At 64.6% G+C, this 25,668-nt stretch carries 24 protein-coding genes; 3 read left to right on the top strand and 21 right to left on the bottom strand.

Going from position 1 to position 25,668, the window contains the following annotated elements; genetic code table 11:
* Positions 1–108: 108 nt before the first annotated feature.
* The 19 genes from ftsA to ACUJ47_RS00305 all read right to left on the bottom strand — a co-directional run bounded on the left by ftsA (position 109) and on the right by ACUJ47_RS00305 (position 20,210).
* Complete coding sequence (ftsA, locus tag ACUJ47_RS00395) at positions 109–1,389, bottom strand: cell division protein FtsA (RefSeq protein WP_445536504.1); 1,281 nt, start codon at positions 1,387–1,389, stop codon at positions 109–111.
* Complete coding sequence (locus tag ACUJ47_RS00390; protein ID WP_445536503.1) at positions 1,389–2,300, bottom strand: cell division protein FtsQ/DivIB; 912 nt, start codon at positions 2,298–2,300, stop codon at positions 1,389–1,391. The genes ftsA and ACUJ47_RS00390 overlap by 1 nt, the downstream gene beginning before the upstream one ends.
* Positions 2,287–3,297, bottom strand: a complete 1,011-nt coding sequence (locus ACUJ47_RS00385; protein ID WP_445536502.1) for a D-alanine--D-alanine ligase — start codon at positions 3,295–3,297, stop codon at positions 2,287–2,289. Before ACUJ47_RS00385 ends, ACUJ47_RS00390 begins: the two co-directional genes overlap by 14 nt.
* Positions 3,267–4,172, bottom strand: coding sequence for a UDP-N-acetylmuramate dehydrogenase (gene murB / locus ACUJ47_RS00380; RefSeq protein ID WP_445536501.1), 906 nt, complete (start codon positions 4,170–4,172; stop codon positions 3,267–3,269). The genes ACUJ47_RS00385 and murB overlap by 31 nt, the downstream gene beginning before the upstream one ends.
* Positions 4,172–5,605, bottom strand: a complete 1,434-nt coding sequence (gene murC, locus ACUJ47_RS00375; protein WP_445536500.1) for a UDP-N-acetylmuramate--L-alanine ligase — start codon at positions 5,603–5,605, stop codon at positions 4,172–4,174. The genes murB and murC overlap by 1 nt, the downstream gene beginning before the upstream one ends.
* A complete protein-coding gene (gene murG, locus ACUJ47_RS00370) occupies positions 5,602–6,888 on the bottom strand; it encodes an undecaprenyldiphospho-muramoylpentapeptide beta-N-acetylglucosaminyltransferase (protein ID WP_445536499.1) in 1,287 nt (428 codons plus the stop codon). The genes murC and murG overlap by 4 nt, the downstream gene beginning before the upstream one ends.
* Positions 6,885–8,114 (bottom strand): FtsW/RodA/SpoVE family cell cycle protein, encoded by a 1,230-nt coding sequence (locus tag ACUJ47_RS00365; protein WP_445536498.1) that lies wholly within the window; start codon positions 8,112–8,114, stop codon positions 6,885–6,887. Before ACUJ47_RS00365 ends, murG begins: the two co-directional genes overlap by 4 nt.
* Positions 8,111–9,484: a UDP-N-acetylmuramoyl-L-alanine--D-glutamate ligase gene (gene murD / locus ACUJ47_RS00360; RefSeq protein WP_445536497.1), complete on the bottom strand. Its 1,374-nt coding sequence runs from the start codon at positions 9,482–9,484 to the stop codon at positions 8,111–8,113. The genes ACUJ47_RS00365 and murD overlap by 4 nt, the downstream gene beginning before the upstream one ends.
* Before the next feature lie 7 nt (positions 9,485–9,491).
* Complete coding sequence (gene mraY, locus ACUJ47_RS00355; RefSeq protein ID WP_445536496.1) at positions 9,492–10,562, bottom strand: phospho-N-acetylmuramoyl-pentapeptide-transferase; 1,071 nt, start codon at positions 10,560–10,562, stop codon at positions 9,492–9,494.
* A gap of 9 nt (positions 10,563–10,571) precedes the next feature.
* Complete coding sequence (locus ACUJ47_RS00350; protein ID WP_445536495.1) at positions 10,572–12,038, bottom strand: UDP-N-acetylmuramoyl-tripeptide--D-alanyl-D-alanine ligase; 1,467 nt, start codon at positions 12,036–12,038, stop codon at positions 10,572–10,574.
* Positions 12,035–13,507: a UDP-N-acetylmuramoyl-L-alanyl-D-glutamate--2,6-diaminopimelate ligase gene (locus tag ACUJ47_RS00345; RefSeq protein WP_445538828.1), complete on the bottom strand. Its 1,473-nt coding sequence runs from the start codon at positions 13,505–13,507 to the stop codon at positions 12,035–12,037. The genes ACUJ47_RS00350 and ACUJ47_RS00345 overlap by 4 nt, the downstream gene beginning before the upstream one ends.
* Positions 13,507–15,261, bottom strand: coding sequence for a peptidoglycan D,D-transpeptidase FtsI family protein (locus ACUJ47_RS00340; protein ID WP_445536494.1), 1,755 nt, complete (start codon positions 15,259–15,261; stop codon positions 13,507–13,509). The genes ACUJ47_RS00345 and ACUJ47_RS00340 overlap by 1 nt, the downstream gene beginning before the upstream one ends.
* Positions 15,258–15,794, bottom strand: a complete 537-nt coding sequence (locus ACUJ47_RS00335; RefSeq protein WP_445536493.1) for a hypothetical protein — start codon at positions 15,792–15,794, stop codon at positions 15,258–15,260. Before ACUJ47_RS00335 ends, ACUJ47_RS00340 begins: the two co-directional genes overlap by 4 nt.
* A gap of 2 nt (positions 15,795–15,796) precedes the next feature.
* Positions 15,797–16,756, bottom strand: a complete 960-nt coding sequence (gene rsmH, locus ACUJ47_RS00330) for a 16S rRNA (cytosine(1402)-N(4))-methyltransferase RsmH (RefSeq protein ID WP_445536492.1) — start codon at positions 16,754–16,756, stop codon at positions 15,797–15,799.
* Positions 16,753–17,250 (bottom strand): division/cell wall cluster transcriptional repressor MraZ, encoded by a 498-nt coding sequence (locus ACUJ47_RS00325; RefSeq protein WP_354144448.1) that lies wholly within the window; start codon positions 17,248–17,250, stop codon positions 16,753–16,755. Before ACUJ47_RS00325 ends, rsmH begins: the two co-directional genes overlap by 4 nt.
* 388 nt (positions 17,251–17,638) lie before the next feature.
* Complete coding sequence (locus ACUJ47_RS00320; RefSeq protein ID WP_445536491.1) at positions 17,639–18,442, bottom strand: Gldg family protein; 804 nt, start codon at positions 18,440–18,442, stop codon at positions 17,639–17,641.
* On the bottom strand, positions 18,417–18,785 hold the full coding sequence (locus ACUJ47_RS00315) for a hypothetical protein (protein ID WP_445536490.1): 369 nt from the start codon (positions 18,783–18,785) through the stop codon (positions 18,417–18,419). Before ACUJ47_RS00315 ends, ACUJ47_RS00320 begins: the two co-directional genes overlap by 26 nt.
* A gap of 51 nt (positions 18,786–18,836) precedes the next feature.
* Positions 18,837–19,850 carry a cysteine synthase A gene (locus tag ACUJ47_RS00310; protein WP_445536489.1) on the bottom strand — a complete coding sequence of 338 codons (1,014 nt, stop codon included), beginning with the start codon at positions 19,848–19,850 and terminating at the stop codon, positions 18,837–18,839.
* Between the two features lie 42 nt (positions 19,851–19,892).
* A complete protein-coding gene (locus tag ACUJ47_RS00305; RefSeq protein ID WP_445536488.1) occupies positions 19,893–20,210 on the bottom strand; it encodes a 2Fe-2S iron-sulfur cluster-binding protein in 318 nt (105 codons plus the stop codon).
* Between the two features lie 108 nt (positions 20,211–20,318).
* On the opposite strand from ACUJ47_RS00305, the gene ACUJ47_RS00300 reads away from it, so the two are divergent.
* From ACUJ47_RS00300 to ACUJ47_RS00290, 3 genes are all read left to right on the top strand, one after another.
* Positions 20,319–20,936, top strand: a complete 618-nt coding sequence (locus ACUJ47_RS00300) for a DNA-3-methyladenine glycosylase family protein (protein WP_445536487.1) — start codon at positions 20,319–20,321, stop codon at positions 20,934–20,936.
* A 92-nt stretch (positions 20,937–21,028) separates the two neighbouring features.
* Complete coding sequence (locus tag ACUJ47_RS00295; RefSeq protein WP_445536486.1) at positions 21,029–23,101, top strand: S9 family peptidase; 2,073 nt, start codon at positions 21,029–21,031, stop codon at positions 23,099–23,101.
* Between the two features lie 186 nt (positions 23,102–23,287).
* On the top strand, positions 23,288–24,091 hold the full coding sequence (locus ACUJ47_RS00290) for an SDR family oxidoreductase (protein WP_445536485.1): 804 nt from the start codon (positions 23,288–23,290) through the stop codon (positions 24,089–24,091).
* A gap of 50 nt (positions 24,092–24,141) precedes the next feature.
* Here ACUJ47_RS00290 and ACUJ47_RS00285 read toward each other — a convergent pair whose 3' ends face one another.
* Positions 24,142–25,260, bottom strand: coding sequence for a hypothetical protein (locus ACUJ47_RS00285; protein WP_445536484.1), 1,119 nt, complete (start codon positions 25,258–25,260; stop codon positions 24,142–24,144).
* Positions 25,257–25,550: a 4a-hydroxytetrahydrobiopterin dehydratase gene (locus tag ACUJ47_RS00280; RefSeq protein WP_445536483.1), complete on the bottom strand. Its 294-nt coding sequence runs from the start codon at positions 25,548–25,550 to the stop codon at positions 25,257–25,259. Before ACUJ47_RS00280 ends, ACUJ47_RS00285 begins: the two co-directional genes overlap by 4 nt.
* Between the last annotated feature and the right edge of the window lie 118 nt (positions 25,551–25,668).

The following is a 25,668-nucleotide window of genomic DNA, read 5'->3' as shown; positions in this document are numbered from 1 at the left end:
GCCCAATTAACCATTACCCCGTGTTTGACACAAAGGAGCTACACCGTTGATAGCCCAACAACCCTTATCCACAGTGGTTAAGGAACGGGGTTTCGCCCTTTTTCCACATCAGAATCCTTCTTTCAGCGCACGCCACATCCGGCTGAGGCCCAAGGCCCCGCCCAACCGCGTGATCGGCGCGCTCGATTCGCCGATCGAACGAATGTCGACCGGGTCGTCCGCCGCATAGAGGCACAGCCCCGCCAAAGTGGCGAAACCAGGCGTGGCGTGGGCTTCGGGTAGGCCGGTAAGCGCGGGCGGGCGCCCGATGCGCACAGGCATTCCCAGCGCGCCCTGCGCGAATTCGGCGAGCCCGGCGAGTTCGGCACCGCCGCCGGTCATCACGACCTGTCCGCCGCGCACGCCGCTGAACCCCATCGACTTGAGCGCACGGCCGATCTCGTCGGTCTGCCGCGAAAGGTGCTGCGTCACGATCGAGACGAGTTCGGCCCGCGCCACGCGGTTTTTGTCATCGGCTCCGCGCGCGACCGGCCCGGCCTGGTCGTCGCCCGGCCCGTTGACCGGAATCATCTCGCGGTGGTCGGTCGGGCTGGCGATGGCCGATCCCGAAACGCATTTGAGCCGCTCCGCCTGGAAACGGCGAATACCGAACGCCGAAGCGATCGCATCGGTGATGTCGCCCGAGCCATAGGGAAGCGCCCTCAGCCCCAGCAGCATGCCCGCCGCATAGACCGCGACATTGGTCACTTCCCCGCCGATCTCGACCAAAGCAACGCCCAGTTCACGCTCTTCCTCGCTGAGGCAGGCGTAACCTGCGGCAAGCGGGGCGGCCACCACCGCCTCGACATCGAGATGCGCGTTCTGCACCGCTTCGGTGAGATTGCGGACGGGCGCACCATCCGCCAGCATCACATGGATATCGACCCCCAGCCGCTCGGCATGGAGGCCCTTGGGATTGGCCACGCCATGCGCGCCATCAAGCGTGTAATGCGCCGGCTGCGCATGCAGCACCATCCGCCCGTCGGGCTGGATCGTGTCGCGCGCGGCGATCAGCAGGTGCTCGATATCCTCTTCCTCGATCCGGCGCCCGCCAATATCGATTTCGACTTTCGCGACCTGGCTGGCGAGCCCTGCCCCGGCGCAACCGACCCACACGCTCTGCACGCTGGTGCCCGCGTTCTTTTCCGCGCGCTCCACCGCGTCGCGAATGGCGTAGGTCGCCGCCGCCATGTCGGTGACATAGCCGCGCTTGATGCCGTTCGAAGCACGGTGGCCCGACCCGAGCACCTGCAACTCACCGCTTTCGGTCTGGCCCATGATCATGGCCGAGATCCGGAAAGAGCCGGTGTTTACCGCCCCGAAATAACGCGTGAATCGCGTCGCTGCCATCAGGGGGTCCCTTCCTTCTTGGCGTTCAGCACCTGGTCCGCACGACCGGGAATGCGCATGTAGATGCGCGGCGGCGCGCGCATGTCGAATGTCGAGACTTCGCCGCCCAGCAGGCGGTTCTGCCCGTCGAGCCGGGCGAAAGACACCAGCGCCGCGGCGGCTTCGTCATCGCCCTGCGGCAGCGCGAGCACCTGCCCGGTCTTGAATGTCAGGTTCCAGCGCCGGTTGCCGACCCATTCGGCCCCGCCAACCTGCGGCCTCAGCGCGGGCGCGGTTTCGAGCAGGCGGTCGAGCGAACCGACCTGGCGTGCCGCTCCGGGACCGGAAATCAGCAGGCGCTCGCCAATCGCATTGCGGCTCACCGGCTCCAGCTCATTGCCTTCGACATCGACCAGCACCAGCCGGTCGGCCTTTTGCAGCACCGCATGCGGTTGCCGCTCGACGATGTCGATCGCCAGCGTGCCGGGCAATTGCCGCGATACGCGCGCGTCCTTGACCCATGGCAGTTCGAGCAAGTCCGAACGGATCGTTTCGATGTCGACTTGCGGCATGGGCCGGTCGCGTTCGCTCAGCACGCGTTCGTAAACGCGGTCCTGGTTCATGCGTTCGACCCCGCTCACGCGCACATGGCGCACTTCGAAGCCGGCGTTGGACGCCACATGCGCAAGCTGCGCCTGCGCCATTGCCGGTACGCCGGCGAGCGTGGCGATGAACCACGCAAGCGCCACGGCGGCGGCGATGATAAGCACAAGGAAGATGCGATGGAGCTGCTCTTCGGTGAAGGGCAACAAGCCCATCAGCCAGTCGATGATGCCGCTGGTGGTCCTGCGGGCCCTGCGCGCCTTGTTCGCACGATCGTTTGCGCGCGCGACGCGCCGGACGCCCTTGGCCGATCGCCTAATCGTGGTCACCGGCGCCTCCCGCCAGTTTCCCGGGCGCCATCCGTTGCAGCGCTTCCTCGACGATGGCCTCGACCAGGTCGGCGTAGCTCATGCCCACATGGCGCGCCTGTTCGGGCACGAGGCTGAGCGGCGTCATCCCCGGTTGGGTGTTGGTCTCGAGCACGAACAGCCCGCTTTCGCCCTGCTCGTCGTCCCAGCGGAAATCGGTGCGGCTGGTGCCATGGCAGCCGAGCAGCTTGTGCGCGCGTACCGCATATTCGCAGCACAGCGCAGCAATCTCCGCCGGGATGTCGGCGGGGCAGACATGTTCGGTCAGCCCGTCGGTATATTTGGCGTCGAAATCGTAGAAGCCCGATTTGGGCCTCAACTCGGTAACGCCGAGGGCGCGCGGCCCGCCCGGCTCGTCCAGCACTGCGGTGGTAAGCTCTCGCCCGCGGATATAGGGTTCAGCCAGAAGCTCGTCGAACTTCTGCCACGGCCCCGGCACAGTGCGATCGATCGGGCTGCCGTAATTGCCTTCGGCAGTGACGATCGCCACCCCCACCGAAGAGCCTTCATTGACCGGCTTGAGCACATAGGGGCGCGCAAGCGGGTCCCTCTTGTAGAGATCGGCGCTCCTGACGATCCGCCCGCCCGGCATGGGGATGCCATGCGGCACCAGCGCCTGCTTGGTCAGCTGCTTGTCGATCGCGATCACCGAAGTGGCGAGCCCCGAATGGGTATAGGGGATGCCCATCAGGTCGAGCATGCCCTGCACGGTGCCGTCTTCGCCCGGCACACCGTGGAGCGCGTTGAAAACGACATCGGGCGCGGCCTCTGCCAGCCGCGCGGCGACCTGCCGGTCCATGTCGATCCTTGTGACGCGGTGCCCGCGCGATTCCAGCGCATCAGCGACGCCATTGCCGCTCATCAGCGAGACCTCGCGTTCGTTGGCCCAGCCACCCATCAAGACAACGACATGGAGTTTGGGGAGCGTCACTTGCGGCCTACTCGTTGGATTTCCCATTCGAGCTCGACGCCCGAGTTTTGCTTGACCCGGCGGCGCACCTCTTCGCCCAGCGCTTCGATATCGCTGCTGGTGGCCTCGCCCGTGTTGATCAGGAAGTTGGTGTGTTTTTCGGAAACCTGCGCCCCGCCCACCGTCAGGCCGCGGCAACCCGCCTCATCGACCAATTGCCATGCCTTGAGCCCATCGGGGTTCTTGAAGGTTGAGCCGCCGGTCTTGGTGCGCAGCGGCTGCGACGCTTCGCGCGCGGCGGCGATGCGGTCCATTTCGGCCTGGATCGCCTCCGGGCTGTCGATATGGCCGCGGAAGGTCGCGGAGATCACCACCGCGCCCTCGGGCAGTTCCGAATGGCGATAGGTGTAGGCGAGATCTTCGGGCGAAAGGAATTTGCGCTGGCCGCTGCGCAGCACCACTTCGCAAAACTTGAGGACGTCCTTGACCTCGCGGCCATAGGCCCCGCCATTCATCCTTACGAAGCCGCCAACCGTGCCCGGGATCGAGCGCAGGAATTCGAGCCCACCGATCCCTGCATCGCGCGCGGTCGAGGAAACCAGAATGCCGCTGGCCCCGCCGCCGCAGCGCAAGGTGGTGGAATCGATCCGTTCGACCCCGGCGAATGCCTTGCCCAGCCGGATCACCACGCCCGGCACCCCGCCATCGCGCACGATCATGTTGGAGCCGAAACCCAGCGCCATCACGGGAATTGCCGGATCGAGCGCGCGAAGAAATGCTGAGAGGTCATCTGCGTCGGCCGGCTCGAACAGCCAGTCGGCACAGCCGCCGGTCTTGAACCAGACCAGCTTGGCCAGCGGCGCATCGGGAGTGAGCTTTCCGCGCACCTCGGGCATCGCTTGCGGCAAGGCCTCGGCCGCCATCACGCGCCTCTCCGCGCTGCGATCGCATCGGCCAGCCCCGCCGCCCATTTGGTGATGTCGCCCGCGCCCAGGCACACTACGATGTCGCCCGCCTTGAGATCGCCTGCCAGCACCTGCGCCAATTCGGCCTGGTCGGCCACAGTCGCCGCAGAACGGTGCCCGCGCGACTTGAGCCCCGCCACCAGCGCTTCGGCGCTGACGCCTTCGATCGGCTCCTCACCGGCGGTGTAGACCGGCGTGACGAACACGCGGTCCGCCTCGTTGAAGCAGGTCTGGAACTCGTCCATCAAATCGCGCAGACGGGTGAAGCGGTGTGGCTGCGCCACAGCGATCACGCGCCCGCCGTTCGCGCCGCCAACCGCTTCGCGCGCGGCAGCAAGCACGGCCTGGATTTCGACCGGGTGATGAGCATAGTCGTCGATCACCGTAGTGCGCCCGCCCTCCAGCGAGACTTCACCCACCTTGGTGAAGCGCCGCCGCACCCCGCCGAATGCGCCGAAGCCTTCGCGGATCACATCGTCGCCGCAGCCCATTTCGATCGCCACTGCGATAGCGGCGAGCGCGTTCTGTACATTGTGGCGGCCCGGCATCGGCAAGCGTACGCCTTCGATGCGGCGGTCTTCCTCGCCGCGCTGGCGCACGATCACGTCGAACAAATTGCCGCCCGCGTCGGGCCGGACATTGATCCCGCAGATATCGGCCTGCAGCGAGAAACCGTAGGTCACCACCTTGCGGTCGCGCACCTGGCCGATCACCGCCTGCACTTCGGGATGGTCGATGCACAGCACTGCGGCGCCATAGAAAGGCACGTTGTGGATGAACTCCACGAAGGCGCGCTTCACGCCTTCGAAATCGCCGTAATGGTCGAGGTGCTCGGGATCGATATTGGTGACGACCGCGATCGTCCCGTCGAGCCGCAGGAAGCTGCCGTCGCTCTCGTCGGCTTCGACCACCATCCAGTCGGAAGCGCCAAGCCGCGCGTTCGAGCCATATTGCTCAATGATCCCGCCATTGATCACGGTGGGATCGATCCCGCCGCGATCGAGCAGCGCCGCGATCATGCTGGTGGTGGTGGTCTTGCCATGCGTGCCGGCCACCGCGACGGTCGATTTCAGCCGCATCAGTTCGGCCAGCATTTCCGCGCGGCGAACCACGGGAATGCGCGCTTCCAATGCCGCCGCAACTTCGGGGTTGGCACGGCGCACGGCGGTGGAAGTTACCACCACTGCGACGCCCTCTACATTCTCGCGCGCATGGCCGATCTTGACCTCGATACCGCGCGCGCGCAGCCGCTCGACACTCGCGCTTTCAGCGATGTCCGAACCCTGCACCTGGTAACCGAGATTGTGCATCACCTCGGCGATGCCCGACATGCCGATCCCGCCGATGCCAACGAAATGGATCACCCCGATATCGGTCCCGACGCCTTTCATAGCGCGCGATCCCGATTGGCCACGCCGGTAGCGGGCGCGCCCTCGCCATTGCGCTCAAGGCTTTCGCCGCCGACGCGGATCACGTCCATCAGGTCCACCCCGCCAAAACCTTCGACAAGGTCGGCAAGGTCGCGCGCGGCATGCGGCCGCCCGCAGTTCCACGCCGCATGCGCGGCATTGGCAAGCGTCTGCGGAGCCATCGCCATCGCCTGTATCTGGAGCGAAATATCCTTCGACAGCTTCTGGAACGCGTCGGACTGCGCCACCCGCTCGCGATTGTCCTTGTCGTCCCAGCCGGTGACTTCCTTCACCGTCACCGCGGGCTGGCGGATCATCCGCGCCCCGCCTGCCTTCACCATTTCGCGCGTATTGGCGGCCTGGTGGTCGTCGGTGGCGATCGGCAGCGGGATCAGGATCGCCGGGCGGCCCACCGCAGTCAATTCGGCAATGGTCGAAGCTCCCGCGCGGCCGATGAACAAATGGCATTCGGCCAGCCGCGCATCCATGTCTTCGAAATAGGTGCCGAGTTCTGCCGGGATGTCATGCGTGCGATAGCGTTCGCGCACCCGGTCGAGATCTTCGGCGCGGCATTGCTGCGTCACCTGCAACCGCTGGCGCAGCGCGGGCGGCAGCATGGCAAGCCCATCAGGCACAACTTCGGACAGCACTCGCGCGCCCTGGCTGCCGCCGGTGACGAGCACCTTGAGCAGGCCGTCTTCGGTAAAGGGCGGATAGTCCTCGTCGCGCAGCGCGAGCACTTCGGGGCGCACCGGATTGCCCACCACATGCACCTTGTCGATGAATTTGTGCTTGAGCCGCTCGACCTCGTCATAGGAGGTGGCGATCGCATCCACCCTGCCTGCCAGCAGGCGGTTGACCCGACCCAGCACTGCATTCTGTTCGTGGATCACTGTCGGGATACCCGCGCCCGTCGCCGCCAGCATCGCGGGAAAGGCCGGATAGCCGCCGAAGCCCACCACCGCGCTCGGCGCGAAAGTGTCGAACAGGCGATGCGCCATTGCGCGCCCTTCGAGCACGGCCTTGATCCCGCCCAGCCAGCGCAGCGGGTTCTTGCCGAAACGGCCTGCCGGAATCACATGCGCGGTTAGGAAATCGGGCTTTCCGGGGATCGCAGCGCCGCGCTCGTCAGTGATCAGCGCGACATGGTGCCCGCGCCGGTCCAGCTCTTTCGCCAGGGCGAAAGCCGGGATCAAATGCCCGCCAGTGCCGCCTGCGGCGAGAACATAGTGGCGGCTGGCGCCGGTACGAATATCGCCGCTCATGCCGCATCCTCCCGCCGTTCGAGCATCGCCTTGAGCCCCGGCGTCTCGCGCCGCAGGAACGGATTGCGGCGGGTTATCGCCAGCAGCAGCCCGACCGTGAGGCACATCGCGATGGTCGAGGAACCGCCATAGCTGACCAGCGGCAGCGTCATCCCCTTCGACGGGAACAGTTGCAGGTTCACGAGAATGTTGATGAAGGCCTGTCCGCCGATCGCCGCGACCAGCCCGGAGCCGGCGAGCACTGCAAAGAGGTTGTCCTCGTCGACCAGCCGCAACAGCACGCGCCACAACAGGGCGAGGTACAGAATCACCACCAGAGCGCAGGCAAGCAGGCCGAATTCCTCGCCGATCACCGAGAAAATATAGTCCGTATGTGCTTCAGGCAGGTTCATCTTGCGGATGCCCAACCATAGCCCGGTACCGGTCCAGCCGCCAGCCAGAAGCGTGCGTTCGGCCAGGTCGACCTGGTCAAACGCGGTGCCGCCGCCAAGGAAGGAATCGATCCGGTGGCGGGCATTGTCATAGAGGAAATAGGCGGCGGTCAGCCCGACAATGCCCACGCCGACCAATGCGCTCAGGCGCTGTACGCTGACGCCCGATAGCAGCACCAGCACGAACCAGATTCCGGCAAACAGCATGGTGTCGCCAAGGTTGGGCTGCATCATCAGCAGCATGGCGACAAGCACCAGAACGGCCGATGCGAATCCGAGCACCGGCAGATCCGGATCGCGCAGACGCAGGCTCAATATCCAGGCGAGCAGGATGGCGAATGCAGGCTTGAGGAATTCGGACGGCTGGAGCGAAAAGCCGAGGTTGATCCAGCGCTGTGCGCCGTTCACTTCGAAGCCGATCAGCGGAACCAGCGCCAGCAGCACCAGCATGGCCGATGCCAGCAGCACGCCCGCCTGCCGCGCCCGCTCGCGCGAGAGCATGGATGCGCCAAGCATCACCCCAATTCCCAGCGTCTGCCATACGATATGCTGCTTGAAGAAATAGAAATCGTCGAGCCGCACTTCGGAGGTTGAGAGCCGGCTCGCGCTGGCAGGCGAAGCTGCCGCGACCGCTCCCGTGCCGACCAACATCAGCAGCAGAACAAGAACCAGCGCCACCCGGTCGACTTCGCGCCACCAGATGCGCAGCTCGGCGCGCCAGTCGATCTGCAGCGGCGCGTTCGGGCCGGTCCTACGCGCGCGCTGGTGCGGGATGTAGGGCTTGACCGAGCTCATGCGGTTTCTCCCGTAGCGAGCGCTGCGAGGGCTTCCTCGTCCGAGCCGGTGAGCGCGGCCACAACCTGGCGGAAATGCGCGCCGCGCGCTTCATAGTCGCGGAACTGGTCGAAACTGGCGCAAGCGGGGGAAAGCAGGACGACCTCACCGGGGCGTGCGCGTGCAATCGCGCGCGTCACCGCCTCGCACATCATCTCGGCCCGTTCGACACGCACATGCGGGGCAAGCAGTTCGGCAAAACGCGGTCCCGCCTCGCCAATCGTGTAGGCCGCCGCGATATTGCCAAGATGCTGCGCGCAGGGGCCCAGCCCGTCTTCCTTGGGCAGGCCGCCGACGATCCAGTGGATGCGCGGTGCACCGCCATTGATCGAAGGATCGGGCGGATAGCCCGCCAGCGCAGGGGCCGCACTGTCCGGATTGGTGGCCTTGCTGTCATTGATGAACAGTACGCCGCCATGCACGCCGACCATCTCCATGCGGTGCGGCAGCCCCTGGAAACTCGCGAGAGCGGCCTGCCATTGCGCGCGGGCGACGCCCAGTTCCTCGACCATTGCCACGGCAAGCGCGGCGTTCTCGAGATTATGCGGGCCTGCAAGCCCCAGCCAGCCGGGCTGGAGCGGCGCCAGCGCACCCCGGTCCGCACAGGCAGCGCGCCCCGCTTCCCGCCGCGCAGCTTCGCGGGCGTGGATCGAAGAAGTAGGCTCGTCGGCACAGCCGAAGACGGCGAACTGTTCGGGCCGCTGCATGGAGAACAGCCGCGCCTTGGACGCAGCATAGGCTTCGAAGCCGTCATAGCGATCGAGGTGGTCGGGCGTGATATTGCTCAAGGCCGCAACGTCGCATTCGAGGCTGAAAGTCAGGTCGATCTGGTAGCTCGACAATTCCAACACATAGACCCCGCCTTCGGGCAAAGGCTCCTGCGCCATGATCGGCAGGCCGATATTGCCGCCCATCGCCTCCGGAATGCCTGCCTCTTCGAGGATATGATGAACCAACGCAGTGGTGGTCGATTTGCCATTGGTCCCGGTAATGCCCACCACCTTGTGCGGCGGCAGGTCTGCGCGCGCCTGAGCGAACATTTCGATATCGCCAATCACCGGCACGCCGAACCGATCCGCATGCGGCAGAATCGGATGCGTGTTGAGCGGCACGCCGGGCGACACCACTACGCCCGCGAAGCCGGTCAGGTCCGCTTCGATCGGATCGGCCAGTTCGCAGCGCCCCTCGAACGGCGCGCGCGCATTGTCCTGCCGGTCCCACGCCAGCACCTGCGCACCGCTCGCCAGCAAGGCTTCGACCGTCGCGGCGCCCGAACGCGCAAGTCCCAACACTGCGTATTTCTTTCCGTGGAAGGCGGAAGAGGTGATCACCTGCGCATCACCTCAGCTTCAGCGTTGCCAGGCCCGCCATCGCCAGCACGATCGCGACGATCCAGAATCGGATCACGACCTTGCTTTCGCTCCAGCCAAGCTGCTCGAAATGGTGATGGATCGGCGCCATGCGGAACACCCGCTTGCCGGTGCGCTTGAACCAGAACACCTGGATGATGACGCTGGCGGTTTCGACCACGAACAGCCCGCCCACGATCAGCAGCACGATTTCGTGATGGCTCGCCACCGCGATCGCGCCCAGAGCGCCGCCAAGCGCAAGGCTGCCGGTGTCGCCCATGAACACCGCCGCAGGCGGCGCGTTGAACCACAGGAAGGCCAGCCCCGCCCCCATGATCGCCGCGCAGAAGATCGCGAGTTCTCCCGCGCCCGGGACATGCGGGATGCCGAGATAGGCCGAGAAGTCGACGCGGCCGACGAGATAGGCGATGATCGCGAAAGTGCCCGCCGCGATGATCACCGGCATGATCGCCAGGCCGTCAAGCCCGTCGGTCAGGTTCACCGCATTGCCGAAACCGACGATGATCGTCGCCGCGAACACGAAATAGAACGGGCCGAGCGGGATCGATACGCCGCTGAGGAAAGGCACATAGAGATTGGTGCTGACCTGGCTCACGATGATCCACGAAGCGATGCCCGCAACCACGAATTCGAGCAGCAGACGCACGCGCCCGGGGACGCCGCGATGGCTCGATTTCGCAACCTTGTCGTAATCGTCGAGGAAGCCGATCGCCCCGAAGCCGATGGTGACCGCGAAGCAGGCCCACACCAGCGGATTGGAAAGATCCATCCACAGCAATAGCGAAAGCGTGAGCGAAACCAGTATCATCAGCCCGCCCATCGTCGGCGTGCCGCGCTTGGCGAGGTGCGATTGCGGCCCATCCTCGCGGATCGGCTGCCCCTTGCCCTGGCGCACGCGCAGCAGGTTGATGAAACGCGGGCCGATCAGCAGGCCAATGAAGAGCGCCGTGATCAACGTGGCCCCGACACGAAAGGTCTGGTAGCGTATGAGGTTGAAAACGCCTTCGAAACCCAGCCATTCGGCGATCAGGTATAGCATGCGATAATCCTAGGTCCCGGCTGCGGAAAGACCCGTGAAGTGTGACACCAGCGCGCCGAGTCCGACCGAGTTGGAGCCCTTTACCAAAATCGCATCACCTGCAGTGATGCCGAATTCCTTGAGCGCCGCGATCGCTTCGGCTGGGTTATCGCAATGCGCGAAGCCGACGGTTATGCCAAGCGATACTGCACCGCCTTTCCCCAATTCCCGCGCGAGAGCGCGCATCTCGTCGCCCACCAGGATCGCATAATCGACTTTCGCCTCCGCCAGAGGCTCCGTCAGCTGCGCATGGAACTTCTGCCCGAAGTCGCCCAATTCCTTCATGCTCCCGAGCACGGCGATCCGCCTTGTGGCCGGGGTCTGGCCCAATTGGCGCAAAGTAGCCCGCATCGAAGCGGGGTTGGCGTTATAGCTTTCGTCGATCAGCAGCGCCTTGCCGCCCGGCACCGCCAGCTGGTGGCGCGCGCCGCGACCCTTGAGCCCGCCCATTTCGGCCAGCGCAAGTCCCGCCGCGCCAAGGTCTCCGCCCGCTGCCTGGACTGCCGCCATGACGCCAAGCGAATTGGCGATCCAGTGTTCGCCCGGCTCAGCCACCGAATAGCACAGCCGTGTGTCGCCAAGGTCGGCGGTGACCAGCGATCCGCCATTGGCGCTGGGGATGGCATCGAGCAGGCGCACGTCGGCGTCGGGTGAACTGCCGAAGGTCACGACCTTCGCCGCATATTCCCTCGCCGCTTCGCGCAAATGCGCGGCCCATGGGCTGTCAGCCGGGATAACCGCAGTGCCGCCCGGCATCAGCGATTCAAAGATTTCGGCCTTGGCAGCGGCGATCGCCTCCATGCTGCCGAGGTTCTCGATATGCGCCGGGGCAATGGTAGTGATGAGCGCAACATGTGGGCGCACATGCGCAGTCAGCGCGCGGATCTCGCCCGCGTGGTTCATGCCCATTTCGAATACGCCGAAACGGCTGCGCGCAGGCATCCGCGCAAGCGTGAGCGGCACGCCGACATGGTTGTTATAGCTGCGCACGCTGCGATGCGCGGCGCCGCGGCTGGCGCGATCGAGCGCGAGGAAGATCGCTTCCTTGACTCCGGTCTTGCCGACCGATCCGGTTACGCCGATGCGCACCGCCTGAGCCCGGTCGCGGGCCGCGGCAGCAAGCGCATGGAGCGCGGCGGTTGTGTCTTTCACCAGCACATGCGGGTAGTCGACCGGGCGATCGACGATCGCGGCCACGGCGCCATTGGCGAAGGCCTGCGGCAGGAAGCGGTGGCCGTCCATCGCTTCGCCGCTGAGCGCCACGAACAAATCGCCGCGGCGTACGTCGCGCGAGTCCATCTCGACGCCCGAAGCCTGGAAATCATGGCTCGCCACGCCGCCGGTTGCCGCGGCAATCTCGTCCGAACTCCACAGCGCCAGTGGCAGCGCATCGCGCTGGTCGGCGGGCCAGCTACGCAATGCTCTCAAAGCATTCATTGCGCCACCTCCGCCCCGGCGCATTCGCGCGCCACCTGCACGTCGTCGAACGGCAAGATCCGCATAGACTCTCCTGACCCGATTATCTGTCCTTGTTCGTGGCCTTTGCCCGCCACCAGCACAATGTCCTGCGCGCCCGCAAGGCGGATCGCTTCGGCAATCGCCGCGCGCCGGTCACCGATCTCGATAGCATCTGGCGCGCCTTCAAGCACGGCTGCGCGAATTGTCGCCGCCTCTTCGCCGCGCGGATTGTCATCGGTCACGATCACCACATCGCTTCCGGCTGCGGCCGCTGCGCCCATCGGCGCGCGCTTGCCCCGGTCGCGGTCGCCGCCCGCGCCGAATACCGTAATCAGCCGGCCTTCGACATGCGGGCGCAGCGCCGCAATCGCCGCTTCGAGCGCGTCGGGAGTGTGCGCGTAATCGACATAGACCGGAGCGCCCATGACAGTAATCGCCGCGCGCTCCAGCCGCCCGCGCACCGGCTGCAGGCGGTTCGCCGTATCGATTACCTGGCCGGCCTGGCTACCGGTCGCGATCGCCAGCGCACAGGCGGTGAGCGCATTGGCGGCCTGGTATGCTCCGATCAGCGGCAAGTTGATGGTGCGGCGCGCGCCTTCGTATTCGATCTCCAGCGTCTGGCCGAGCTGGGTCGGCGTACGGGCGAGGAGGCGGATGAAGTCGCCCCGCTCGCCCACCGTGAGCACGCGCAGCAACCTGTTTTGCGCATGCTCGATGGCCTGGCGGGTCCACTCGCTATCGTCCTCGCCATGCCAGATCACTGCCGCCGATCCCGGCTGGAGCACTTCGTCGAACAGCCGCATCTTGGCCGCGAAGTAAGCTTCCATCGTGCCGTGGTAATCGAGGTGGTCGCGGCTGAAATTGGTGAAGGCGCCTGCCGCCACGGGCACGCCTTCGTTGCGGAACTGGTCGAGCCCGTGGCTCGAAGCCTCATAGGCGACATGGGTTACGCCTTCACGCGCCAAGCCGCTCATATTGCTGAGGAAGGTGACAATATCGGGTGTCGTCAAACCCGTCGAAACGCTTTCGTCGGAGGTCGTTACGCCCAGCGTGCCGATGCTGGCCGAGCGTTCGCCGCCCATGCGCCAGAGTTGGCGGGTCATCTCGACGATCGAGGTTTTACCGTTGGTGCCGGTGACCGCCACGATCACGCGCGGGACCGGCGTGAAGAAGGCGGCGGCAAGGCGTGCAAAGGCACGGCGGGGTTCAGCATCGGCAATATGGGCTGCGCCTTCAACTGCTGCCTCTGGCCTTGCAACCACGGTCACTGCGCCCGCTTCGACCGCAGCGGCAATGAAGTCCTCGCCATTGACCCGCGCGCCGCGGAAGGCGCCGAACACCGTTCCGGGCGCGACCTTGCGATGATCGATCGCGAAACCGGTCACTTCCGCATCATCGCCCGATCCGAGCTCGATTCGAGCCTTTTCCGCCAAACTCGCAAGCCGCATCATTCCTTCTCCGGTACGAGCGGCTGGAGATCGGTCAGATCGACATCGCGGCTGGTATCGGGGCGTACGCCCAGCAGCGGCCCAATCCGTGGCACGAGCTTGCCGACGATAGGCGCTGCGTTCCATGCCGCGGTGCGCTGATAGGAACTCGCCACGGTGCCGTGGGGTTCATCAAGCATGGCGATCACTACATAGCGCGGGCGATCCATCGGGAAGGCTGCGGCGAAGGTGGAAATGAGCGATGTGCGGCGATACCCCCCAACGCCAGGCTTTTCGGCGGAGCCGGTCTTGCCCCCTACGCGAAAGCCCGGCGCATCGGCTTTGCGACCGGTGCCGTAGAGCGTGGTCATGCGCAACATCTGGCGCATGCGGGCCGAAGTGGAGGCCTTGAACACCCGACGACCGCGCGGAACCTCATGCGCCGCCAGCTTGTGCATGGTTGTGGGGCGCCAGATCCCGCCATTTACCATGGCGGCATAGGCGCTGGCCAAGTGCAGCGGCGTAACCGAGATGCTGTGGCCAAAGCCGACAGTCATAGTGGTTAGACGGGGCCATTTCTTGCCCGGCCAAAGCGGGAAGCCGCGCGCGGGCAGTTCGATATAGGGCCGCTCGTTCATGCCCAAATCCATCATCGTGCGGCGCAGACGCTCGGGCCCGAGTTCGTCTGCAATACGCGCGGTGACAGTGTTTGACGAATGCATCAGTGCCTGTGGCACGTTAAGCGTAGCACCGAGCGGGTGGCTGTCCTTGATGGTAAAGCGCCCCACTGTAACCGGCTCCGCATTCCAAGGCTGGCTCAGGTCGCGCACAACGCCCGCGTCGATCGCGGCAGCAACGGTCAGTGGCTTGAAGGTCGAACCCAATTCATAAACCTGGTTGGTAACCCGGTTAAAGGCCCGCGGCGTTTCGCCGCGCTTGTGAGCCTCTTCGCTCAAGATCAAATCGTCGCTCCGCACGGCATTGGGGTCGAATTCCGGAAGCGAAGCCAGAGCAAGTACCTCGCCCGTGTCGACATCAAGCACGATTCCGGCTGCACCCATCGCATTGACCGCCAGCATGCCGCGACGCAGCTCGTCCTCCAGCGCGCCCTGCACGCGGATGTCGATCGAAAGCGGCGTGGGAGTGCTACGGGTCACGGGATCGGACAGCCGCTCGTTGAGCACCTGCTCCATGCCGATTTTGCCCTCGCCGTCGGGCGTGACATAGCCAAGGATATGCGCGGCCAGCATGCCCTGCGGATAGTGCCGGTCGTTCTCGCGCGGCATTTCCAGCGCCAGTTCGCCGATTGCCTGCACCTTGTTGGCGTCCTCGGGCAGGACGCGGCGGCGCAAATAGCCCGCCTTGCCCGATGCGAGCCGCTCGGCCACATTGATCTCGTCGAGCTCGGGGAATATCGCCACAAGGCGCGCGGCCACTTCCTTCGGCGGTTTGACCAGCGGCGAACCGTTTTCGCCCAGCGCTTTGGGGTTGTACCACAAGGCATAGGCGGGGAAGGCGCGCGCCAGCGGCACTCCGTTGCGATCGGTGATTTCCCCGCGAGGCGGCAGCAGCGCTTCCTCAAGCGAAGTGCGCGTCGTGCCATGATCGGCCAGCCCGAGATAGGCGATCCGCAGCAGCGCGGCTGCCGCGACCGCTGCAAAGACCAGCGCGATCCACAGCACCCGCCAGCGCGCCAGCGCGAGGGATTCACGCCGGAATGCTACCAGTTCTACTCTGCCCGTGGATATGGCCGCGCTGGCCGTGAGTGTGTTCATTCAGCCGCCTCGGCACTCAGCAAGGTGCGCGCTTGCGCGCTGCGCACGGGTGAGGCTTCAGCCAGCAGTTCGCCAAAGGCTTCCGCTACCGTGGCGGTGGCGCCGGGCATGGCCGCCGAGGCCATGGTCACCGGGCGGCCGGAGACCGGCGAGACCATCGGGTGAGAAGCAGCAGTGGCAACGCCATCGGTGGCGGTTTCGGCACGTGCGACCCGGATCGGGTTGGGTGCAGCCGGGCCCAGCGGCGCGCTGAGGCTCGCCAGCTGGAGTTCGCTTTCGAAGAACTGATCCGCGCGCGGCGCCTGGTATCCGAAGTCGACTTCGTTCCATTCGGCGAGCTGGCGCTGGTTGGCGCGCGCTTCGAATTCGGTTTCGAGCATCAGCGTCTCGCGCTCAAGCGCGATGATCTGGCGTTCCGCCAACAGCACTTCGCTCTTCACCGCATGGACGCGGAAACTAAGCGCGAGGAACAGGCTGCCGCAGATCGCGAGAACAGCCAGCCAGCCGATCTGGTGCAAACGGGATCCGGACATGATCACGCGGCCTCCTTTCTCGGCGGTGCGTCGCTGCGCACCGCGTGGCGCAAAGTTGAAGAACGGGCTCGGGGATTACGGGCAATTTCCGCGTCGGAGGGGCGGATGCCCTTCGAAACCTGCGTGAAGATCGCGGGCGCCGCATCGTTCTCCGGCAGATAGCGCGAACCGCCGCTGCGGCCCGCGGCTTCGCGCAGGAAGCGCTTGACGATGCGATCCTCAAGGCTGTGAAAGCTCACCACCGCCAGCCGCCCGCCAGCGCGGAGAACCTGCTCGGCGGCATTGAGCCCGATCCGAAGCTCGTCGAGTTCGCCGTTCACATGGATGCGGATCGCCTGGAAGCTGCGGGTGGCGGGATCTTTTTTGTCGCCCGGCTTGTGGCCGAGCGCCTTGCGCACCACGCGCGCCAGTTCGCCGGTGGTGTGAAGCGGGCGCGCCGCCACGATCGCGCGGGCAACGCGGCGCGACTGGCGCTCTTCGCCATATTCGTAAAGCACATCGGCGATGGTCGATTCCGCGGCGGTGTTGAGAAAATCCGCTGCGCTTTCGCCTTCCTGGCTCATCCGCATGTCGAGCGGACCATCGACCGAGAAGGCGAAGCCGCGCTCGGGCTGGTCGAGCTGCATCGACGAGACGCCGATATCCATCGCCACGCCATCGACCTGCGCAATGCCGGCCTCTGCCAGTGCCGCCACCATCTCCGAAAAGCGCCGCGGATGGAGCACAAGGCGCGGAGGGGTAGTACGCGCCTCGGCCCATCCGCGGCCTTGCGCGATCGCATCCGGATCGCGGTCGAAGGCATGGACGGTCGCGCCGCAGTCAAGCAGCGCGCGGGTATATCCACCCGCACCGAAAGTGGCATCCACGATGACATCGCCGGGCTGCGGGTCGAGCGCAGCGATTACTTCATCGAGGAGAACGGGGATGTGGGGGGCGTCGTTTGCTGGGGCGGCGGGGCTCATTTGCCGCCCCCCTTGCCCTTGGCTTGCGCTTCGGCGACGAGATTGGCGCAAGCGGCCTGCGCCGCTTCCCATTCCTCGCCCATGCGCGAGAGCTCCACAGGGTTCCAGATCGTGAAGAACCGGCCCGCACCCTGGAAATAGAGCCCGTCCTCCACGCGGCCGAGGCTGCGCAGGTGCTCGGGCATGATGAAGCGGCCGCTGTCATCGAACGGCACCTGGGCAAATCCGAACAGCTGGGTGGCGCGCAAATCGCGGTCGAAGTCGCGGCCAAGCCGCAGCGCGCGGTCTTCCTCGCGATCGAGCTGCGCTTCGAGCTCGTCATTGCGCGACAGGCCGAAGCCGACGAGGCAATTCCAGCGATCGTGCTTGTCGAGGCAGAGGATGCGGCCGTCAGACGATTCCTTGACCGCCTTGCGGAAGCTGGGAGGCAGGACAAAACGACCCTTGTCGCCCGAAGGCGAATAGGCCTGTCCACTATATCCTCCGAAAGACACTTGTCCCCCTCCGCCCTGTTCCCCGAGGCCCCTTTGCCCCACGGACACAGCTTCGCCGTCACCGCCTGCGCGCGAGTGCAGGCGGTGCGCACTCCAAGAGGGAGGCGCCGAACGAAACTCCATGTCCGATGGGCCTTGGTAATATCGCGGGAGGCATGGGGATGAAAGGGATTTTTACGGGAATCCGCGGGATAAAGTGGTAAACAATTGATTTATCATCAAATAATTTCAGGCAAATTTATGCCCGCCGCCCTCCAATCGCGACAAGTCCTACGTGCAATCCCCTGTTTTTCCGTCGATTTCGCGACTCGCGAGTCGCAAGCGCACTGCACTTCCCGCGATTTCCCCGATAGCTACGAGTCGCGCCCGGAATGCGGCGCAACCGCTTCTAATCGAGTGCGAATTCGGTCAGCGCGAGCAGTTGATCGGGTGCTTCGCCCGGCGGATCCGAGAATTCGAGCAATGCGGCGTCGGCGACGAGAGTCACCCGCCCCTTCCCCACATCGCATTGCGCAGCGATCCCGCTGCCCAGGATTCGGCAATCGCCGCGTGCCGCCAGTTCCTCGTCACTTGCCTCGGGATCGGGATCGGCCAGAAGCATTTCGCCCGCCAGCAGCACCGGGATCGTACCGTCACCATAGCTTTCGGAGCGAAATTCCAATGGCTGGGCTTCGTTGAACTGCATCCCCAGCCCCCAGCGCACCATGACCGGCGGGATGAGTCCCATCGCCACCGGATGGCTCGGATCGCCCAAAGGCACGGCGTACCGCCCGGTCAGCATCGGATCGAGAAGGAACAGCAGCCGTCCGCCGCCGCGCACCCATTGGTCGAGCGCGGCATTGTCTGCCGGGCTGAGCCCGCGCGGCTGGGCAACCAGCAGCCGGTCGAGCCCGGCAAGCGGGTCGATCTGCCCACCCTTCCCGTCAGGCGCGGCTGCCAGCGTATCGAGTGGCGACAGTTCGTAGCGTTCCTCTAGCGTGCTGCGGACCCAGGGCATTTGCCCTCCGCCCTCGATCACCATCGTCAGATCGGCCCCTTCGGGCCAATAGATCGGCAGGCTGCTCATCACGCCCAGCGGCTTGCGGTCGACCGGTTGGGAAAGCTGCTGCCATGCCCACAGCCCGGCAGCGATGCCGAGCGCCAGCAGCATGGCGGCAAGCGCCAGCCTAAGGCGTTGAGCGGCCTGAGCCATTGCCTTGCTCGGGAACAATCGCAGCGCTCTGGCTCGGCGAGGGCTCTGCGGGGAGATCGGGCACGACCCCGGCATCGGCCAGCGGATCGCTCAGCGGCGGAGGCGCAGCCGGCGCAATCGTAGACGCTGCTTCGGGAACAGCCATTTCGTCGGCCACGCGCGCACGATCCTGGATGATGTTGGCGAGCCCGACCAGCAGGATCATTGCCGCGAGGCCCGACAGTCCCACCTGCAGCCGCTGCACCGCTTGCGACCGTTTCCCTCCGGACGAGGCACCGCCGCCCGCGACGCCTTCATCGGGCATCTGCGGTTCGCTCGGTCCGCGCAGTCTGGGCAGTTTCACAACATCGCCTTTCGCTATCGCATGGTCAGGCTAAAGCCTGGTCGCCGCCAGTCAATCGCGCTCGAGCCATTTGAACACCGGCAAGCCCTTCGAACGCAGCCAATCGGCATTGTACAGCGTCGAAAGATAGCGGAAGCCCGTATCGCACAGGATCGTCGCGACCCGCACGTCTTTGCGCCCGTCCGCCACCAGCTGCTTGCCCAGTTCAATTGCGCCCGCGACGTTGATCCCAGAACTCAGGCCGAGGCACAGCCCCTCCTCGCGCAGCAGTCGCCCGACCCAATGCAGCCCTTCCTCGTCGGAAATGCGATATTGCGTGTCGATTGGCGCGCCTTCGAGATTGGCGGTGATCCGGCCCTGCCCGATCCCCTCCGCAACCGATGAACCTTCGGCCTTGAGTTCGCCATGCGCGAAGTAATTGTAGAGCGCGGCGCCATGCGGGTCGGTCAGCGCGATCCGCACATTTTCGTCAAAGGCCTTGAGGCCCATGCCTACGCCGGCGATCGTGCCGCCAGTGCCCGCTGCGCAAGTAAAACCATCGATCCGGCCTTCAAGCTGCTCCCACAGCTCGGGTGCGGTCCCTTCGATATGCGCCTTACGGTTGGCGATATTGTCGAACTGGTTGGCCCACACCGCCCCGGCGGTCTCCTCGGCCAATCGGCGCGAGGTATGCACGAAATGATTGGGGTCAGCGAATTTGGTCGGCGGCACGAGCACCAGCTCCGCGCCGAGCGCGCGCAGCGTGTCCATCTTTTCCTGCGACTGGTTGTCCGGCATCACAATCACGGTCTTGTAACCGCGTGCATTCGCGACCAGCGCGATGCCGATCCCGGTGTTGCCCGCAGTTCCTTCGACCACGGTGCCGCCGGGCTTGAGTTCGCCGCGCGCTTCGGCATCGCGGATGATGTAGAGTGCTGCGCGGTCCTTCACCGAGGAACCGGGGTTAGTGAATTCGCACTTGCCCCAGATCTCGCAACCCGCCGCTTCGCTGGGCCCCTTGAGCAGGACAAGCGGCGTATTGCCGATCAGGTCGAGCGTCGAGCCGAATGGCTTGGTAATGTTCATGCGGGAAGAATTAGGGCCTAGTACGGCCCGCCGCAATCAACTTCAATCTTCAGGGGCGATAGTTACCTTGAGCCCGTCGAGATCGGAAGTGAAGGCGATCTGGCAGGCAAGGCGCGACGTTTCGCCGCGATGGTCCGAGCTTTCGAGCAGATCGTCCTCGTCTTCGCTCATCTGCGGCAGCTTGCCCATGAAGCCCGGATCGACCAGGACATGGCAGGTCGCGCAGGAGCAGCACCCGCCGCACAGCGCCAGCAGCTCGTCGAAGCCATTGTCGCGGATCGCTTCCATCACGGTCAGGCCGTCTTCGACATCGATGGTCGATTCTTCCCCGGCACGGTTGACGACGGTCAGCTTGGGCATCGGTGCAAGTTCCTTCCTGATCGGCGCGCATGTGCTGCGGCCACTATCGAGTGCTCGGGCGGGCTGCTACGGTCTGCCGAGCCAATTTGCAAGCTAGGGGAATCATTAGTGGGACTGAGCGCCAAGGCAATCCGGTCAGGCCTCGACGCGCTGGCCGAACGCGACACGCGCATAGCGCGCGAACTGGAACGGGTCGGCTATCCCGAACCGCGCATCCGCGACCGCGGGTTCAAGACGCTGCTGCGTACGATCGTGGGGCAGCAGGTCTCGGTCGCGGCGGCAAGCAGCATGTGGAACAAGCTCGAGGCCGAGCTTGGCCTCGAATTCACCCCTGCATGCCTGCTCGAACGCGACTTCGACACGCTGCGCGCCTGCGGGTTGTCGCGCCAGAAACAGGGCTATGCCCGCAGCCTGTGCGAATTGTCGGCCGCAGGCGAGCTCGACTTCGACAAGCTGCCCGAAGATGACGAGACTGCCATCGCCGAGCTGACCCGGATCAAGGGCATCGGGCGCTGGTCGGCGGAAATCTACCTGCTGTTCGCAGAAGGCCGCACCGATATCTGGCCGGCGGGGGACCTGGCCGTGCAGGAGGGCGTCAAACGGCTGCTCGAACTGCCCGAACGCCCCACCGAAAAGCCGACCCGCGAGTTCGGCGAGGCCTGGCGACCGCATCGAGGCGCAATGGCGATTTTCACATGGCACTTCTACGCCAATCCCGCGTTATGAGTATCTATTGCCACGAACAATTCTGCGTGTATTAATATCACAACACACCGCAAGGTCGCAAAGCACCGTTCCAACTCGAGAGAGGAATACCGATGACCAAACGACCCCTGGCAACTCGCCTGCTTACTACCGCCCTCGCAGCCACTGCGCTTGCGCTGCCCGGCATGGCGCTTGCCGATCACCACGCCAATGATGGAACCACGATGCACCAGCACCACCAAGCCGCCCCGTTGATCCCGCGCGATGCGCTGTTCGGCAACCCGTCCCGCGCCGGCGGCCAGATCAGCCCCGACGGAAAATGGCTGAGCTGGCTCGCACCCAAGGACGGCGTGCTCAACGTATGGATGGCGCCGGTCGGAAATCCCGATGGCGGCAAGCCGATGACCGATGCCAAGGATCGCCCAATCCGGCAGTATTTCTGGTCGCCGGATTCGCAGAGCCTGCTCTACATCCAGGACAAGGGCGGCGATGAGAACTTCCTGCTCTATGGCGTCAACATCGCCAGCGGCAAGGAAACCACCCTTACGCCCTTCGAGAAGACCCGGGTGCTGCTGATCGGCGGTTCGGAATCGATCCGCGACAAGATCCTGGTCGGGCTCAACAACCGCAATCCCCAGTATCACGACGTGCACCTGCTCAACCTCAACACGGGCGAGCTCACCATGGTGCTGCAGAATGACAGCTACGCGGGTTTCATGGCCGACGACACGCTGACCGTGCGGATGGCCATGCGGCAGAATGCGGAAGGCGGCACGGACTATTTCCGCGTTGTCGACGGCAAGGTTGAAGCCGAGCCTTTCTCGGCCACCGCGATGGAGGATTCGCTCACCACGAACCCGGCCGGCTACACCAATGACGGCTCGATCCTCTACTGGCTCGACAGCCGGGGCCGCAACACCGCTGCGCTCTATGCCGAAACCGTGGCGACCGGCGAACGCACTCTGATCGCCGAGAACGACAAGGCCGATATCGGCGGCACGATCCGCGATCCAAAGACCGGCGTGGTCGAAGCCTATTCGGCGACCTATCTCAAGACCGAATGGACCGCGACCGACCCCGAAGTGAAGGCCGCGCTCGAATTCCTCGGCAGCAAGCTCGATGGCGAATTCGGCGTCCAGTCGCGCACCGATGATGACGGCAAGTGGATCGTGTGGAACGATCCGCTGATCGCGCCGAGCTCGACCTACATCTACGATCGCAAGGCCGGTACGCTCAACCATTTCTACACTTCGCGGCCGGAACTCGAAGGCGCGCCGCTGCAGCCGATGCATCCGGTCGAGATCGCCAGCCGCGACGGCTTGACCCTGCCTTCCTACCTCACCCTGCCGCCAGGCAGCGATGCGGATGGCGACGGCAAGCCCGATCACGCCGTGCCGATGGTGCTGTTCGTGCACGGTGGCCCCTGGGCGCGCGATGGCTACGGCTTCAACACCGTCCACCAGATGCTGGCCAACCGCGGATATGCCGTTCTGTCGGTCAACTTCCGTGGCTCGACCGGATTCGGCAAGGACTTCCTCAATGCAGGCAATTTGCAATGGGGCCTGAAGATGCATGACGACCTGATCGATGCGACCAACTGGGCCGTCGAACAAGGCATCACCGGCAAGGACAAGGTCGCGATCATGGGCGGCTCCTATGGCGGCTATGCCACGCTGGCGGGGCTGACCTTCACGCCCGAGGCTTTCGCATGCGGTGTCGATATCGTCGGCCCCTCGAACCTCGAAACCCTGCTTTCCACCATCCCGCCCTATTGGGCGCCGCTGGTGAAGGTGTTCCATGACCGGATGGGCGATCCCAATACCGAGGAAGGCCTAGCGCTGCTCAAGGCGGCAAGCCCGCTTTACAAGGCCGACCAGATCACCAAGCCGCTGCTGATTGCGCAGGGCGCCAACGATCCGCGCGTCAAGCAGGCCGAAAGCGACCAGATCGTGGGCGCAATGAAGAAGGCAGGGATTCCCGTCACCTATGTGCTCTATCCCGATGAAGGCCACGGCTTCGCCAAGCCGACCAACAATATCGCTTTCTTCGCGATCGCCGAAAACTTCCTCGCCGAATGCCTTGGCGGGCGCGCAGAGCCGCTTGGCGATGTGTTGAAGCCCTCGACCGCGCAAATCCTCGAAGGTGCCGAACACGTTCAGGGCCTGGAGGAGGCGCTGGGCAGCTGACATCAATGTAAATAGCTGACAAGCAAGCCGCGCGGAGATATCGATTGTCCTAGCGGTGCGGGTCCGGCCCTCAACCCCTCCCAACCACCCGATAGTTTATCGGAACAATATCGGGTGGTTGGGAGGGGGTGAGGGCTGGCACCGTATGAAATACAAGCACGCGGTTTGTTTTTTGGGAGAGATGAAATGGGCGAACGCAGGGCAATCTTCATTACGGGCGGCAGTTCGGGGATCGGGCGCGAAGTCGCCATCTATTTCGGCAAGCGCGGCTGGTTCGTGGGCATTGGCGACGTCAACGAACAGGGAATGGAAGAAACGCTCGCCCTGATCCCGGGCGGTTTCAAATATGCCCACAAGCTCGATGTGCGCGACCGCGCAGCGTGGGACGCGGCGCTCAACGCATTCTCGACCGCGGCCGGCGGGCGGATCGACGCCGTATTCAACAACGCAGGCATCGGCCATGGCGGTCCGATATCCGAGCAGCCGGTTGGCGAGATCGAGGCCTTGCTCGATGTCAACGTCAAGGGCGTCCTCTTCGGCGCACAGGCAGCCTATGCGCATCTCAAGAAGACCGCGCCCGGATCAGCACTCGTCAACACCGCCAGCCTTGCCGGGATCATCGGTGCCCCGAACATGAGCGTCTATTGCGCCACAAAATGGGCGGTGCGCGGCATGACGCGCAGTCTCGACGCCGAATGGGCGGCTGACGGGATCAAGGTTTCCGCACTCTGCCCCGGCTTCATCGACACCCCGCTGATCGAGCAGACCCGGCCGGAATCCAACCAGTCGGTGAAGGAAAGCCTGGTCGAGGCAGGAGTTGAAGTCTCACCCGTCAGCGACGTGTCCAAAGTGGTGTGGGACGCGGTGCATGGCGACAAGCTCGACTACACCGTCGGCAAGATGGCGAGCCGCCTGCTGTTCCTCTCGCGCTTCCTGCCCGGCAGCGTGCGCAAGCAGATGCGCGCGCAGGGGATCGGGATAGTGGAATAGCACGCGTATTCTAGGCGCCGCCTGCGCGCCTGCCACGCCAAACCGGCAGGTTAGCGCAGACGCGCCAGTTCGTTGCGCCCCTTGTCGGACAGGAACGGCTCTAACTTAGGCCATGGCACAGTGACCCATACCTCACACGCTGCCGCGACATGCGGCAACGAAGGGCTCGCGAGCAGGCCTTCTGCGGACAGGCCGAGCCGCCAGCTGTTTTCCTGCAGCGCTGTATAGGCGCACTCGCGATCTTCGTCCTTTGGCCATTGCGCCACTGCAGCATGTCGCAGACTGGTGCCCGTTTCCGGATCCTCCCAATCGACGGGCGGAAGAGCTGCCTCGTTGAGCCAGCTCGTCAACTCCACTTCCTGGCCGGTGGCACGGTCGAACACCCGGTGCCAAATACCAAAGTTGGGATAGCTCCCGCCGCAGTAGTCGCCCATGCGAACCTGCACGTCGATGAAGGAAGCATTGGCGAAATGGGGCTTGAGTTCCTCCTGGTAATCGCCGTCAAAGCCGCTTACCGCCGCCGCGCTTGCGAGGCACTGGATGTAATCATCCTCTACCCGGCCTTTCGGCAAGTGTTCCGCAAGCAGCCGGTTGATAGCACCATCGCCCGGCCGCGTAGGCGCAAAAGTAAAACCCGAAATCGTGACGGATTCCGCAAAGTGTTGCGGCGGGCGATAATTGAGTTGCGTATAGGCAAAACCGCCCAGCATATCAGGCACCCGATCGAACTCCGCAGGCTTGATACGCGGCCCGATGAAGGCTGGATCGTCACACAAACTCCAGCCTTTGGGATCTTGAAGCACCACTCGCGCAAGCCGGATCGGCAGGGCCTTGCCTTTATTGTTCCACGTTCCCGATAGGCCGACGGCATCGAACTTTGTTATCGACCAGAGTGGGCCCGTCTCTTCGTTCCACGAATCGCCCCTGTTGCGTTCGCGCCAGACTTTTGATGGAACTTTGCTGCTGAGCGCGATCAGCTTGAGGTGCCGGAGGTAATAATATGTGCCCCGCCCAGCGCTGTCGAAATTGTCCCGATCGAGGCATGCGACCACCTGGTGCCGCCCGATAGTTCCTTTGAAGACGCCACGCCAATCGGGGGCGGGCGTTTGCGCATGCAGCGGCAGGGCCAGAAGGCCGAGAGCAAGAACGGCAAGCCAGCGTGCAATCATGTGAGTAGCGCATCGATCGCTGCCGCCATCACCGCATCGCGTTCGGACAATCCGCCCGCATCATGTGTGGTCAGCGTAATCTCGACCCGGTTATAGACGTTGAACCATTCGGGGTGGTGGTCATGCGCTTCAGCCAGCAGCGCCACGCGGTTCATGAAGCCCCATGCCTCGCTGAAATTCTCGAATTTGAATATACGTTCGATTGCCCTGCCCTCGCGCGCGATCGACCATTCGGGATGTGCGGCCAGCAATGTGTCGCATTCGGCATCGGTCAGCTGGGGAACGGTCATGGCAGGCCTTTCTAGCAGGGGGCACGGCGAATGTGACGTGGCCATCGCGTACTAGGCCGGAATGGTCCAGCGCCTTCTGCCTTGCCTCATCCCGGTTGGCGTTCATGTGTGTCGATGC

It is taken from the genome of Altererythrobacter sp. Z27 (assembly GCF_052683155.1).
This window is presented reverse-complemented; position numbering and strand designations above follow the sequence as displayed.